Source organism: Thalassospira sp. MCCC 1A01148 (assembly GCF_001613795.1).
In the GTDB taxonomy this organism is placed as follows: domain Bacteria; phylum Pseudomonadota; class Alphaproteobacteria; order Rhodospirillales; family Thalassospiraceae; genus Thalassospira.
Window position 1 is genome coordinate 149,929 of the sequence record NZ_LPVZ01000019.1, and the last position, 13,430, is coordinate 163,358.

The following is a 13,430-nucleotide window of genomic DNA, read 5'->3' on the forward strand; positions in this document are numbered from 1 at the left end:
CCCAAGGGAGGAAATAGTGAAGAACAATAAATCAAAATTCAGCAAATACCTTGTATCGGGCGTCGCAGCGCTTGCCCTTGCAGCTGGCGCAGCCGGTTCTGCATCGGCCGCTGAGAACGGCAAATTCCGCGTCGGGATCGTGACCTTCCTGTCCGGTCCGGCAGCTGGTCCGTTCGGCGTTCCGTCGGCAAATGCCGCCAAGGTTCTTGTTGAAGAACTGAACAAGGGCAACCTGCCTGCACCATACGACAAGATCGGCATCAATGGTGCTGAAATCGAAGCCGTGATCATCGACGAAGCCGGTGGTGCAACCAAGCAGGTTGAAGAATACCGCAACCTTGTTCAGCGTCAGAAAGTCGATGCTGTCATCGGCTATGTTTCTTCGGGCGACTGCCTGGCGATTGCGCCGGTTGCCGAAGAACTGAAAACCTTCACCATCGCATATGATTGCGGTACTCCCCGCCTGTTTGCTGACAACCCGGACGCGGCCTACATGTTCCGTACCGGCCTTGACGCATCTGTCGATAACATCGGTGCGGTTCGCTACCTTGCGGCAACCCGCCCGGACGTTACCCGTCTTGCCGGTATCCAGCAGAACTATTCCTGGGGTCAGGACAGCTGGGCTGACTTCACCGCGGCTGCATCGGTCCTGATGCCCGAAGCAGAAATCGTCGAAGAGCAATTCCCGAAAATCTATCAGGGTCAGTACGGTGCAGAAATCTCTGCCCTGTCCGTGAAGCGCCCGGAAATCGTTCACAGCTCCTTCTGGGGTGGTGACATGGAAGCCCTGGTTCTGCAGGCAAATGCACGTGGCCTGCTTGAAGATGCAACCGGCCTTCTGACCTGCGGCGAAGCATCCTTTGCCACCTACAAGGATCAGGCCCCGAACGGCATGATCATCGGTGCACGTGGCCCGTTTGGCCAGTTCGCCCCGGACAACGAACTGAACACCTGGTTTGAGGGTGTCTATCAGAACGCCTATGACCTTGAGCCGGTCTATCCGGCAACCAAGATGGCCCAGGCGATCCTTGGTCTGAAATATGCCGCCGAGAATGCCGGTGTCGCCGATAAGGAAATCCCGTCGGCAGAACAACTTGCTGCTGCGATGAAAGGTGCAACCTTTGAGTCGGTTTCGGGCACGGTTGAAATGGCACGAGCCAATGGTCATCAGGCCATGCAGGGTATCACCTATGGTGAATACCACTACGAAGATGGCGTTGCCTCGATCAAGAACGCTGTTTCGTTTGATGGCGAATGCGTAACACCCCCGGAAGGTGTTGCTGCTGCGGACTGGATCGCAGACGGCTTCCCGGGCGCTAAGTGTAACTAAGTTGCCCGCTCTGTTTCACAGAGCTTCCTGATCCTGCGGACATCCCGTCTCCCTTGGGGTGTCCGCCCCTTTCCCTGCACACTGGATATTTGTGATGACAAGTCTTCTTGCCGTCCTGATTGATGGCTCGATCTATGCATCGTGGCTGTTTCTTGTGGCTGCCGGCCTGACCGTGATTTACGGGGTGATGCGCATCCTGAACATGGCGCATGGCAGCTTTTATGCCATCGGCGCCTATTCGGCAGCGTCACTGGTTGGCTGGTATTTCAACAACGGCATGGGCCCGGCGTGGGTCAGCTATTTGTTGCTGGTTGGTGCCGCGCTGGTTGCCGGTCTGATTGTCGGTGTGATCGTCGAACGCGGATTGCTGCGCCTCATGTATGGCCGCGACGAAATCCTGATGGTGATCATTACCTATGCCCTTCTTCTGATTCTTGAAGACGGTATGAAAATCGTCTGGGGTGTCAGCCCCTATTTCGCCTATCAGCCTTATTCCGAGCTTGGGCGAACATCGCTCGGCTTGCTTAAGGTTTCCAATTACGACGTCGCCCTGGTCGGGGTATCCGCATTGCTTGGGCTTGGCCTGTGGGCGTGGCTTGAACGCACCAATCAGGGCAAGGTCCTGCGTGCAGTGATCCATGACCGCGAAATCGCGGTTGCCATGGGCGTGAACGTGAAACTGATGTTCACCATTACCTTCGTTCTGGGCACCACACTGGGCGCACTTGCCGGTGCGCTGACTGCGCCTGCGATCTCTGTCGTGCCGGGGATCGGCATCGAAGTGATCGTTCTGGCCTTTGCCGTGGTGGTTATCGGTGGCCTTGGCAGCATCGGAGGGGCCGCTGTTGGTGCCCTTTTGGTCGGGCTAAGCCGTGCAGCCGCTGTTCACTATGCCCCTGAATTCGAACTGTTCGTCATTTACGGCGTGATGTCACTGGTTCTGGCGTTCCGTCCCGAAGGCCTGTTTGGCCGTACTTTGGCGAGGAAAATCTGACATGCGTCTTGATAAAACTGAAATCTCGCTCGGACTGATCGCGCTTGCCTGCGTTCTGTTCGGCTTCGTTTCGCCGGGTTGGCTGATCTTCCTTTTGACCATCGCGCTGGCCAAGGCACTTGTCGTCCAGGGCGTCGTCATGCAGATGCGTTCCGGCCTCGTATCCTTTGGTCAGGGCCTGTTCTATTGCATCGGTGGTTACACCGTTGGCATGGGCGGCCAGTTCTTTGGCATTCATGATGCGATTGCTGCCCTGTCACTTGGCATGTTTGTCGCAATCGTCGTTGCCATGCTGTTGGGTCTGTTGCTGACGCGCTATCGCGAAATCTTCTTTGCCATGCTGTCGCTGGCATTTTCGATGATCCTGTTTGGCATCCTTGTCAAAAGTCAGGAACTGGGCAGCACGGACGGCTTTAACGTTCATGACTGGACCCTGTTTGGCTGGGCCCCCGAAGCAGGCGCTGGCAGCCAGCACACCGTCTTTACCATGACTGTGGTCTCTGGTCTGATCGTTGCTGTTCTGATCCATCGGTACACCAAGGCAGGCATTGGCGTCATTTGCGAGGCTGTTCGCGAAAATGAAGTCCGTGTTGAATATCTTGGTCTGTCACCGCGCTGGTTGCTTTATGGCAACTATGTTGCTGCGGCTGCGGTATCGGCCCTTGGCGGCGGTCTGACGGCGCTGGCCACCGGCCACGTTGATCCGGAGATGGCCTATTGGACCACGTCGGGTGAATTTGTCTTCATCGCGCTTTTGGGTGGTTTGGGCCACGTGGCAGCACCGTTTATTGCGGCCATCGTGTTCTCGTTCGTGCGGACCTACGCCATCGAATTCGTTCCCCATACCTGGCAGATGATCCTCGGTTTCACGCTGCTTGCGGTCATTATCTTCCTGCCCAAAGGGCTGTGGAGCCTGGTCAGCCGTGAAAAAACAGGAGAACGGGCATGACCTGCATTCTTGAAACACGTTCGCTGAACAAGGAATTCGGCGCGGTCATCGCCGCAAAGGATTTGAACGTTCAGATCAACAAGGGTGAAGTCGTTGGTGTGATCGGCTCCAACGGGGCTGGCAAAACGACCTTCATCAACATGGTGACGGGCTATCTCAAGCCGACACGCGGCGAGATCCTGTTTAACGGCAAGTCCATCATGGGCCATTCCCCGCGTGCGATCACGCGGGCCGGTATGGCGCGTTCCTTTCAGGTTGCGCAGCTGTTCCCGGAAATGACCGTGCTCGACAACCTGATTGTCGCGCTGGCTGCGGCCGAAAGCGCCCGTCCGAGTTTCCTAAGCCCCCTGCGCAGCGATGCCCGTATTGCCAGGGCTGAGGAAATCCTTAAGGAATTCGGTGTCGAAAACTATCGCAATTCACTGGTAACCGCCGTTCCGCAGGGTGCGCGTAAACTAGTTGATATCGCCATGGCGTTGATCGGCAATCCTCAGATGCTGCTGCTTGATGAACCGACCAGTGGTGTCAGCGTGGATGAAAAAACCGACCTGATGGATACGGTCATGAATGCCGTGCGTCAGCATGGCGTAACCGTGCTGTTTGTCGAACATGACATGGATGTGGTCGAACGCTATGTCTCGCGCGTTCTGGCATTCTATAGCGGCGAAATCATTGCTGATGGCGAACCTGCGGCTGTTCTGGCCGATCAGCAGGTCCGCGATCTTGTGACCGGCCATCGTCCCACCACCAAACAAGGGAATGGCGCATCATGACCCTGGAAATCAGTAATCTCGATGTATCGATCGGTAATATTCCGATCCTGCGCGATGTCTCGCTTTCGGTGCCGTCCGGCAAGATGTTTGGCCTGATCGGCCATAACGGGGCGGGCAAGACCACGCTGATGCGCGCCATCATGGGCCTTCTGGACGCAGATCAGGGCACCATCACCTTTGATGGGCAGGACCTGCGCAAGATGGCTGACTTTGCCCGTGCCAAAGCCGGCATCAGCTATATGCCCGAAGATCGCCGTCTGATCCCGTCCCTGACGGTCGAGGAAAACATTCTTCTTCCGGCCTGGACCAACGGTATTGCGGACGCCGAGGAACGGTTGAAATGGGTCTATGACCTGCTGCCGGAAATCGCCCAGTTCCGGGATCGCCGTGCGCTGCAGCTTTCCGGTGGTCAGCAGAAACTGGTCTCGCTCGGGCGTGCATTGATGCCCGGTCGCAATCTTTTGTTGCTCGATGAACCGTTCGAAGGGGTCGCACCGGTCCTGTCACGCCGCCTGTCGGAAGTCATTTCCGATCTTGGCAGCAGCGGGCTGTGCGTTCTGATCTCTGAATCTGATGACAGCCACTCCGCCGATCTGGTGGCGGGCAGTTATCGCATCGAACGTGGCACCGTTTCCAAGGCTGAACTGGAAACCGCCTGATCCCGACAACAGACATGTCAAAAGACGAGGTCCCCATGTCAGACTTTGTGTTTGAAACCACTCCTCGCGTCATCTGCGAGTTCGACGGTGCCTTGCAACTCGGCACCCTGTGCAAGGAGTTCGGCGCGAAACGCGCCGTTCTTCTGTCCGATCCGGGTTTGCAGAAGGTTGGCCTGATCGACGCCCCTTATGCAGCACTTAAGGAAGCCGGGATTGAAACCCTGCTTTGGACCGATGTTCAGGCAGACCCGCCCGAGGAAAGCATTCTTGCCGCGGTCAAGGGTGCCCGTGACTTCAAGGCCGATATCGTCATCGGCCTTGGCGGCGGTTCATCGCTTGATACCGCAAAACTGGTCGCCCTTCTGTGTGGCAAGGATCAGAAACTTGACGAGATCTATGGCATCGGTCTGGCAACCGTTCCGCGCCTGCCGCTTATTCAGGTGCCGACCACGGCGGGCACCGGTTCGGAAGTCACGCCGATTTCGATCGTTACCACGCCAACGCACGAGAAAAAGGGCGTGGTGTCCAGCCTGCTTTATCCCGATGTCGCACTGCTTGATGCCAAACTGACCATGGGCCTTCCGGCCCCGATCACGGGCATGACCGGCATTGATGCCATGGTACACGCCATTGAGGCCTACACCACCAAGCACAAGAAAAATGCCCTGTCGGACGGACTTGCCATCCGCGCGATGCAGCTGATGACAGCCCATATCGATGATGCGGTTTCTGCCAGCCCGTCACGCGAAGCCCGTGAAGCCATGCTTCAGGGGTCCATGCTGGCCGGAATGGCCTTTGCCAATGCCCCGGTCGCAGCGGTTCATGCCCTTGCCTATCCACTGGGCGGGCATTTCCATGTCCCGCATGGACACAGCAATGCGCTGGTCCTGATCGAGGTTTTGAAATTCAATCGGGATGCGGCCGTATCGCAATATGCCGAACTCGCCCGCGCCATTCTGCCGGGTGAAAAGTTCGCAAATGACGATGCTGCCTGTGATCGCTTCATTGCTTTCATGACCGACATGGTCGAACGCATGCCATTCAGCCGCACCTTGCGCGAAGTCGGCGTGGCGGAAAGCGATCTCGACATGCTGGCGACCGATGCGATGAAGGTTGAACGCCTTTTGATCAACAATCCGCGTGAAATGACGTTCGACGCCGCCCGCGCGATCTATGCCGCCGTGCTGTAACGAAAAGGAATAGCCACCATGACCATCCAGCTAAATGATACTGGCCTTTGGCAAACCCAGGGGCATATCGACGGCAAATGGGTTGCATCGGACAGCGGCAAGACCTTTGCGGTTGTTGACCCGGCCACCGGCGAACATCTTGCCGATGTTCCCGATATGGGCGCGGCAGAAACCAATCGTGCGATTGATGCCGCCAATGCCGCCCTTCCAACTTGGCGGGCCAAAACCGCCAAGGAACGTGCAAATGTGTTGCGCAAATGGTTTGACCTCTGCATGGCGGCACAGGCCGACCTTGCATTGCTGATGACCCGCGAACAGGGCAAACCCCTGGCCGAGGCATCCGGCGAAGTGGCCTATGGCGCGTCCTTCCTTGAATGGTTTGCCGAAGAAGGCAAACGCATTTACGGCGATGTCATCCCGTCCCATGGCGCGGACAAACGCATCATCACCGTCAAACAGCCGATTGGTGTTGTTGCCGCGATCACGCCGTGGAACTTCCCGATGGCAATGATCACGCGCAAATGTGCCCCGGCCCTTGCCGCGGGTTGCACGGTCGTCATCAAACCGGCGGAAGATACCCCGCTGACCGCGCTTGCACTGGTCGAACTGGCCAAACGTGCCGGGTTCCCCGATGGCGTACTCAATATCGTCACGGCATCACACGGGGCGGAAATCGGTGGTGAACTGACTGCCAACCCGATCGTGCGCAAGTTGTCCTTCACCGGCTCCACCCAGGTCGGCAAACTTTTGATGCGTCAATGTTCTGATACCGTCAAAAAAGTCAGCCTGGAGCTTGGCGGCAATGCGCCGTTTATTGTCTTTGACGACGCCGATCTGGATGCGGCCGTTGCAGGCGCGATTGCCTCGAAATACCGCAATGCCGGTCAGACCTGTGTCTGTGCCAACCGCATTCTGGTTCAGGAAGGTGTCTATGACGCCTTCGCCGCCAAACTGGCCGAGGCCGTTGGCAAATTGCGTGTCGGTTTGGGCACCGAAGAAGGCATCACCCAGGGCCCGCTGATCAATGCCAAGGCGATTGAAAAAGTCGAAGCACTTGTCGAAGACGCGGTTTCACGTGGGGCAAAGGCTGTTCTGGGTGGTGACCGGGCCAAACCGGATAGCAACTTCTTTACCCCGACCATTCTGACCGGGGTTACGTCGGATATGCGGATTTTCTCCGAGGAAATCTTTGGTCCGGTTGCACCGCTGTTCAAATTCAGCAGCGAAGAAGACGCCATTCGCATGGCCAATGACACGCCATTTGGTCTGGCTGCCTATTTCTATGCCCGTGATATCGGCCGCATCTGGCGGGTTGGCGAGGCGCTTGAATACGGCATCGTTGGCATCAACGAAGGCATCATTTCGACCGAATCAGCCCCGTTTGGCGGGGTCAAGGAATCCGGCATCGGCCGCGAAGGGTCGAAATACGGCGTCGATGACTTCGTCGAGATTAAATATATGTGCCTCGGCGGTCTCGCCGGGAATGCCAACTGATCCCGGATAAGGAGACACATCATGAGTTTCATGTTCCGAAGCGTGCCGCGCATCGTCTGCGAAGCCGGCGGCATTGCCAAGACCGGCAGCCTGATGAAGGAACTCGGCGCCAGCCGTGTCACCATTGTCTGCGATCCGGGCATCGTCAAACTGGGCTTTGCGCAAAAGGCGCAAGATGCACTTGAGGCCGCCGGTATCGCGGTTCAGGTCTTTTCCGAGGTCGAAGCCGACCCGCCCCAGAAAATCGTCGAAGCCGCCATTGCCGGTGCACGTGAATGGAAGGCGGATGGCGTAATCGGTCTTGGCGGCGGCAGCTCGCTCGATAGTGCCAAGCTGGTTGCATTGCTTGCCAACAGCGATCAGACCATCGAAGAGATCTATGGGGTGGACAAGGCAACCGGTGATCGCCTGCCGTTGATCCAGATCCCGACCACCGCCGGGACCGGATCGGAAGTTACATGGGTGTCGGTGATTACCGATAACGACCACCTCAAACAGGTTGTCTACACCCCGCAACTGATGCCCGATATCGCGCTTCTTGATGCGGAACTGACCTATGGCCTGCCGCAAAAGGTCACAGCGGCCACGGGCCTTGATGCCATGGTCCATGCGATCGAAGGCTATACCAGCCGCACACGCAAAAACCCGATTGCCGATGGCATGGCGGTCACCGCCCTTTCGCTGCTCGGCAAGAACCTGATGAAGGTGATTGAAAATCCGGGTGACAAGCAAGCACGCTCTGCCATGTTGCAGGGATCGCTGATTGCCGGGATGGCCTTTGCCAATGCATCGGTTGCCGCCATTCATGGATTGGCCTATCCGCTGGGCGCACGTTTCCACATCCCGCATGGCCATGCCAATGCGCTGGTGATGGCGCAGGTGATCCGCTTTAACCTGCCAGCCGCGAAAAAGCTGTATGCCGAACTCGCCCCGTGCCTGATCGAAGGGGTCGATTTTGACAGCGAAGACGCCGCCGCCGAGGCGTTCGTCAAACGGATCGAGGAAATGGTCCCGGCCAGCGGTCTTGAAATCCGCCTGCGCGATCTTGGCGTTACCGAAGAGTCCCTGCCTGAAATGGCCGAGGAAGTCTTTACCAAGATCCATCGCCTGATCGACAGCAATCCGCGCGACATGACTACCAAGGAAATCGAGGCGATTTATCGCAGCGTTTATTGATTTGCCCGTTTGCAAACTTCGGTTTGTATCGTGGCACAAGAACCGGCGGCCTGTTTGGTCGCTTGGCCGCCGGTTCTAAAGTTATCAAAATGATCAGACCGGCTTAGCGAATGGCAACCGGGTTGATGATCATCTGTACAGCGCCCTTAAGCTTGGCCTGCCCGAGAACGAACAGGAACTCGTGCGCCCGGTCTGCGGCCAGGTCCCGGGTGACGATATTTTCAAGAATATAGACACCGTTTTCTGCCAGAAGCTTCACATGGACCGGGAAGAAAGTACTGGGATCTTCATGGGGAACAGCTTCAAGCCCCCATGTATCGGCGCCAACGGCCACAACACCCTGATTTGCCAACCATTCCGCTGCTTCCAGACCGAGGCCCGGTTCGGTCGTCCCGTAAAGCTCGTTGTCCTTCCCGACCAAATCAAGCCATCCGGTATGGATCAGAGCCACATCTCCCTTGCGAATTTCGGTACCTGCCGCTTTTTGGGCCGCCAAGATGTCCTCAAGGGTGATGACATAGCCGCCTTCAAGACGATCCGTCCCCTTGATCGCCGCAACGTCCAGCAGAACACCACGCGTTGCCATTGGTGGCACGTTTTCAATGCCAAGCTTGGTCAGGCCGGTGGCTGCGACCATGTCTTCGGCGTGGTTATTGTTATAATAGGTATGATGATCACCCAGATGGCCCAGACCATCAATCTGTGTCCCGACACCGAGCCAGCCGGTGAACATGTCATCGTTGTAGGTTCCCGCATTGCTGCCGATTGTTTTGTTACCGCTTTGTCCGGGCGAGAAAACCGTCACTGCGACACCACGTGGTGCAAAGGCCGGCGTATCACGTGAAACTTCCATTCCCAGTGAATAGACCTTGCCTTCGGAAATCAGCTTGCTGGCTGCAAGTGTTACTTCCGAAGTCAGATAGTTCGCTGCCCCGATCTGATCTTCCGGACCAAAGTGAGAACTGAACCTTTCATCAGCACACGCAGAGCCAACAATTCCGATTGCACCAAGCATTGCGGATGCAAAGGTCACGATTTTTACTTTTTGCATTATTTCCTCCCTAAGTTGATAAGGACTCAGGGAAGGGCAATTCTTGTGCCAACAAAAAATGACCAAAACTCAGGGAAATCAGCGTTTTGTTGAGCGGTCGCCGCTCAAGAACTCCTTGAGATGATCGCTTGCCGCTCCGGCTGCCAGACCAGCCATACAATGCACGGCATGGTTTTGTCGCGATATATTACGTTTGGAGAAAAAGCGATGGTGCCCCCGGGGAGAATCGAACTCCCACTCACTAGGTGAAACAGATTTTGAGGCAGAATATTATTCAAGAAAATCAATCGATTATCGTGCCCTCACGGTCGAGCACAGTAACTTCCTCGGGTAAGTTTTTGACGAATTTCCACGGTTTTACGGAATAAAGAAACTCGTTCAAAGAACCTGATAGACCGACACATAAACCGTGCTTTTTTCGCGCTGTCCGGATCCGACAAAGATGCGATGGTTCAGCCAGCTATAGCGTTCATCGCCGGTTTCAAACCGGGGCTGCGTGCGCATGTAATATTTCGACGGATCGACATGTTCGCCGCGTGCAAGCGCGTCCAGAACATCCTTGGGACCATGCCGGAACCCGAAATTGCGGATGTCAATCAACGCCCCGTCGTGGGTTTCGATGCAATACCGGGTGTCGAGTTCGGCCACACCGTTGTCGAAAACGGTTTGCCAGTCCGCACCCAAAGCCAGAACGCGACCATTCAACGACTTGCCTTCAACATGGCCGCCTATGATCGGGATGATCCGGCGTGTGCCGCGCATCGAGTTGCCCAATTCCATCGGGGCTTCCAGTTCGACCGTCAGATCGCAAAAATGTTCAATCTCAAGCTTCATATCGGCCTCTTTAGTTCATGGTCGTCGGCAGGAAAAGAACAATGGATGGCACCGCAACCAAAAGGATCAGACGAATGATGTCGACCGCAACAAACGGGATGACGCCCTGAAAAACCTTTTGTAGCGGCACTTCGCGCGCAATCGAATTGATGACAAACACATTCATTCCGACAGGCGGGGTGATCAGGCCAAGTTCAACCGTCATGACGACGATGATGCCAAACCAGATCGGATCAAACCCCAACTGGGTGACCACAGGAAAAACGATGGGCACCAGAAGAATGATCATCGCCATGGCATCAAGGATGCAGCCCAGCAACAGGAAGAACACAAGGATCAGGGCAAGTGTCGGATAGGCCCCGATATCAAGCCCGACCAGCCAAGCTGTGATCTTTTGCGGTGTCTGGGTGATGGCCAGAAAATAGCCAAACAGGATCGCACCGATCAGGATGGTATAAATCGCAACCGAGGTGCGCAGGGCCTCAATCAGGCTATCAAGAATACTGCGCCAGCCAAGCCGACCGCGGATCACCCCGATCAGGGCGGTCAGGACAGACCCAACTGCCGCGGCCTCGGTCGCGGTCACGACACCCAGATAGATGCTGCCGATAATGGCGATGAACAGGGCGAGGACCGCCCACACATCGCGCAAGGAGCGAATGGCGTTGCGCAAATCAAAGGGTTCGCCTGCTGGTAATCCACGAGCATAGGTCACCCGAAAGGCCAGCATATACATCACAATCGCCAGAAGGCCCGGAATGATTCCCGCGATGAAAAGCTTGCCGACATCCTGTTCGGTGATAAAGCCATACACCGCCAGAACAACCGATGGCGGGATCAGAATGCCAAGCGTTCCGCCCGCAGCAATCACCCCGGTCGCCACATGATCGCGATAGCCGCTGCGTTGCATTTCCGGCAAAGCAACCTTGGTCATCGTTGCCGCTGTTGCCACTGATGATCCCGATATGGCGGCAAACCCGGCACAGGATGCAATGGTCGAAAGCGCCATGCCGCCCCGAAATGATCCCAGCCACGCCTGCCCTGCGCGAAACAGTTCGCGCGACATGCCGGAATTGGTGGCAAGAACGCCCATCAGAATAAAGAACGGAATGAGGCTGAGGTTAAAGTCGGTGATGGTGCGGATCGGCGATTGCGCCAGCAGGTTGAGTGCAGGCGTCGGGCCGACAATCGCGGCAAATCCACCGACACCAACAATCCCCATCGCAATGCCGATCGGAACCCGAAGCAGCATCAGGGCAAACAGCGCAACAAACCCGCCCAGTGCGACAAAATCGGCTTCAGTCATCACTTCCCCCTGAACCACCAGTTTGCTTTTGTTTTTGCGGGTCGGAGGCAATATGCGGCTCTGACTCGGCGGGTTCAAAATCATCCAGACCGGCATTGGTCAGCGCGATCATCAAGGCACGCGCCAGAATGGTCAGCATGCTGACCGCAACACCAAGCCAGATCAGCCCCATGACCGGCCAGACGGGCACTTGCAGATCAAATGTCGTCTCGCCACTGTTATAGGCGCTGGTGACACGCGCCAGCATCTTCCAGCACAGCAAGCCGGTGAAGCCCAGCAAGACCATCCAGGCAAAGAAATCCGTCCAACGCCGGACGCGCGCGGGCAGCATCAGGGCGAACAGATCAACCTTGATGTGCGACCCGCGATACCCCACGCAGGCAAAACCCCACATAATGACCACGCCCAGAAACAGGCGCGAAAAATCAAACGCGTCGGGGATCGGCCATGCAAACAGGTAGCGCCCAATTGCGGATGCCAGAACCAGCAACGTGATCACCGCAAGCAAAATGGCCGAGACTATTTCGACCTTGCGCGAAAAGGCTTCGAGATATGTCAGGGAGCGATGAAGAACCCGCATGATTTATGCACTTTCAGAGGTATCGGCAGCACCGGGATGCGATGCCGCCGATACAGGGAGTGTCATCAATACTTGGCGTTCTCGGCTTGGAGCGCGTCGATGAAAGCCTTGTAAATGGCATCGGCATCACCGCCCTTGGCCGTAACACTTTCGCGCCATTGGGCAACAAGCGGTTCGGCGGCATCGCGCCATTGTTGCAGTTCATCGGCGGTCGGCTGATACAGTTCATGATCGCCCGATGCCATCATCTTGTCGCGACCCGATGCCTCGTTCTCGGCCCAGCCCTTGGAAAAACGACCGGACCATTCCGGCGTGCAGTGATCATCCATGACCTTGCGGTTTTCGGCCGACAATCCGTCATAGACACCGCGATTGATCACAAGGATCTGCGAGGAGACATAGAACGGCATATCAAGGTGATATTTGGTTTCCTGATCAATCCCGAAGATATAGATCGAGTTCCACGGGAAGGTGATCGCATCTGCCGTGCCCTTGGCAATGGCTTCGCGGGCCTCGGGGGCCGGGACCTGAACGCTGGCCCCACCCAGCAGGTTTACAAACCGTGCCATGGTGGCATGGGCCGGACGCACGGCATGGCCGTTGATATCTTCCGGAACGCGGACCGGCATTTTTGAGTGGATGGTGCCGGGGTCATGCGGGTTCACCAGACACAGTTTGACTTCCGGCATTTCCTGTTCGGCGTAGTTGGCATACCACTTGTGAAGGGCGACCGACCCATTGACCGCATCCTTCACATTGAAGGGCACCTCGGTCAGGCCATAGATCGGGAAACGCCCGGCCTGATAACCCGGATTGATATAGCCGATATCGGCAATGCCATCGCGGGTCATGTCATAGTGATCAGGTGCTGAGCCCAGTTGCTGGGCCGGGAAAATCGTGAAGTCGATTTTGCCGCCCGATGCATCGCGAATAGAGTTAGTCCAATCCTCAAGACCCATGGTTTGGACCGGGTGGGTTGGCGGCAACCAGTGGGCCAGACGGAAATTCACTTCCTGGGCAGACGCACCGGAAATGGCCGACATGGCGGCAACTGAAGCCAAGGCAATCACTGAACCAAGTTTAAGTCGTTTCAT

Annotated in this window: 13 protein-coding genes; 8 read left to right on the plus strand and 5 right to left on the minus strand. The window is 56.5% G+C overall.

Annotated elements, in window-relative coordinates:
* Positions 1–16 precede the first annotated feature (16 nt).
* The 8 genes from AUQ43_RS08545 to AUQ43_RS08580 all read left to right on the plus strand — a co-directional run bounded on the left by AUQ43_RS08545 (position 17) and on the right by AUQ43_RS08580 (position 8,565).
* Positions 17–1,330: an ABC transporter substrate-binding protein gene (locus tag AUQ43_RS08545; protein ID WP_062955840.1), complete on the plus strand. Its 1,314-nt coding sequence runs from the start codon at positions 17–19 to the stop codon at positions 1,328–1,330.
* A gap of 94 nt (positions 1,331–1,424) precedes the next feature.
* Positions 1,425–2,324 carry a branched-chain amino acid ABC transporter permease gene (locus AUQ43_RS08550; RefSeq protein WP_008889930.1) on the plus strand — a complete coding sequence of 300 codons (900 nt, stop codon included), beginning with the start codon at positions 1,425–1,427 and terminating at the stop codon, positions 2,322–2,324.
* 1 nt (position 2,325) lies between these two features.
* Entirely contained in the window at positions 2,326–3,273 is a 948-nt protein-coding gene (locus tag AUQ43_RS08555) for a branched-chain amino acid ABC transporter permease (RefSeq protein WP_008889929.1), read from the plus strand.
* Positions 3,270–4,046, plus strand: coding sequence for an ABC transporter ATP-binding protein (locus tag AUQ43_RS08560; RefSeq protein ID WP_062955841.1), 777 nt, complete (start codon positions 3,270–3,272; stop codon positions 4,044–4,046). The genes AUQ43_RS08555 and AUQ43_RS08560 overlap by 4 nt, the downstream gene beginning before the upstream one ends.
* Entirely contained in the window at positions 4,043–4,705 is a 663-nt protein-coding gene (locus AUQ43_RS08565) for an ABC transporter ATP-binding protein (RefSeq protein WP_008889927.1), read from the plus strand. The genes AUQ43_RS08560 and AUQ43_RS08565 overlap by 4 nt, the downstream gene beginning before the upstream one ends.
* Before the next feature lie 35 nt (positions 4,706–4,740).
* Positions 4,741–5,895, plus strand: a complete 1,155-nt coding sequence (locus AUQ43_RS08570) for an iron-containing alcohol dehydrogenase (protein ID WP_062956037.1) — start codon at positions 4,741–4,743, stop codon at positions 5,893–5,895.
* A gap of 18 nt (positions 5,896–5,913) precedes the next feature.
* A complete protein-coding gene (locus AUQ43_RS08575; protein ID WP_181838558.1) occupies positions 5,914–7,389 on the plus strand; it encodes an NAD-dependent succinate-semialdehyde dehydrogenase in 1,476 nt (491 codons plus the stop codon).
* A gap of 21 nt (positions 7,390–7,410) precedes the next feature.
* Complete coding sequence (locus AUQ43_RS08580) at positions 7,411–8,565, plus strand: iron-containing alcohol dehydrogenase (RefSeq protein WP_062955842.1); 1,155 nt, start codon at positions 7,411–7,413, stop codon at positions 8,563–8,565.
* Positions 8,566–8,668: 103 nt separating this feature from the next.
* Here the strand turns inward: AUQ43_RS08580 and AUQ43_RS08585 are convergent, their stop codons facing one another.
* The 5 genes from AUQ43_RS08585 to AUQ43_RS08605 form a co-directional block, all read right to left on the minus strand.
* On the minus strand, positions 8,669–9,616 hold the full coding sequence (locus tag AUQ43_RS08585; protein WP_062955843.1) for a cyclase family protein: 948 nt from the start codon (positions 9,614–9,616) through the stop codon (positions 8,669–8,671).
* Between the two features lie 378 nt (positions 9,617–9,994).
* The gene (locus AUQ43_RS08590; protein ID WP_062955844.1) at positions 9,995–10,450 is read right to left on the minus strand and encodes a DUF3237 domain-containing protein; all 456 of its coding nucleotides are present in this window, start codon (positions 10,448–10,450) and stop codon (positions 9,995–9,997) included.
* 10 nt (positions 10,451–10,460) lie between these two features.
* Positions 10,461–11,756, minus strand: coding sequence for a TRAP transporter large permease (locus AUQ43_RS08595; protein ID WP_062955845.1), 1,296 nt, complete (start codon positions 11,754–11,756; stop codon positions 10,461–10,463).
* Positions 11,749–12,336: a TRAP transporter small permease gene (locus AUQ43_RS08600; RefSeq protein WP_062955846.1), complete on the minus strand. Its 588-nt coding sequence runs from the start codon at positions 12,334–12,336 to the stop codon at positions 11,749–11,751. Before AUQ43_RS08600 ends, AUQ43_RS08595 begins: the two co-directional genes overlap by 8 nt.
* Before the next feature lie 65 nt (positions 12,337–12,401).
* A complete protein-coding gene (locus tag AUQ43_RS08605; RefSeq protein ID WP_062955847.1) occupies positions 12,402–13,430 on the minus strand; it encodes a TRAP transporter substrate-binding protein in 1,029 nt (342 codons plus the stop codon).

Coding starts and splice junctions, on each gene's coding strand:
- AUQ43_RS08585 (WP_062955843.1), bottom strand. CDS start 9,616: ATGCAAAAAGTAAAAATCGTGACCTTTGCATCCGCAATGCTTGGTGCA.
- AUQ43_RS08560 (WP_062955841.1), top strand. CDS start 3,270: ATGACCTGCATTCTTGAAACACGTTCGCTGAACAAGGAATTCGGCGCG.
- AUQ43_RS08595 (WP_062955845.1), bottom strand. CDS start 11,756: ATGACTGAAGCCGATTTTGTCGCACTGGGCGGGTTTGTTGCGCTGTTT.
- AUQ43_RS08575 (WP_181838558.1), top strand. CDS start 5,914: ATGACCATCCAGCTAAATGATACTGGCCTTTGGCAAACCCAGGGGCAT.
- AUQ43_RS08555 (WP_008889929.1), top strand. CDS start 2,326: ATGCGTCTTGATAAAACTGAAATCTCGCTCGGACTGATCGCGCTTGCC.
- AUQ43_RS08565 (WP_008889927.1), top strand. CDS start 4,043: ATGACCCTGGAAATCAGTAATCTCGATGTATCGATCGGTAATATTCCG.
- AUQ43_RS08590 (WP_062955844.1), bottom strand. CDS start 10,450: ATGAAGCTTGAGATTGAACATTTTTGCGATCTGACGGTCGAACTGGAA.
- AUQ43_RS08605 (WP_062955847.1), bottom strand. CDS start 13,430: ATGAAACGACTTAAACTTGGTTCAGTGATTGCCTTGGCTTCAGTTGCC.
- AUQ43_RS08550 (WP_008889930.1), top strand. CDS start 1,425: ATGACAAGTCTTCTTGCCGTCCTGATTGATGGCTCGATCTATGCATCG.
- AUQ43_RS08570 (WP_062956037.1), top strand. CDS start 4,741: ATGTCAGACTTTGTGTTTGAAACCACTCCTCGCGTCATCTGCGAGTTC.
- AUQ43_RS08580 (WP_062955842.1), top strand. CDS start 7,411: ATGAGTTTCATGTTCCGAAGCGTGCCGCGCATCGTCTGCGAAGCCGGC.
- AUQ43_RS08600 (WP_062955846.1), bottom strand. CDS start 12,336: ATGCGGGTTCTTCATCGCTCCCTGACATATCTCGAAGCCTTTTCGCGC.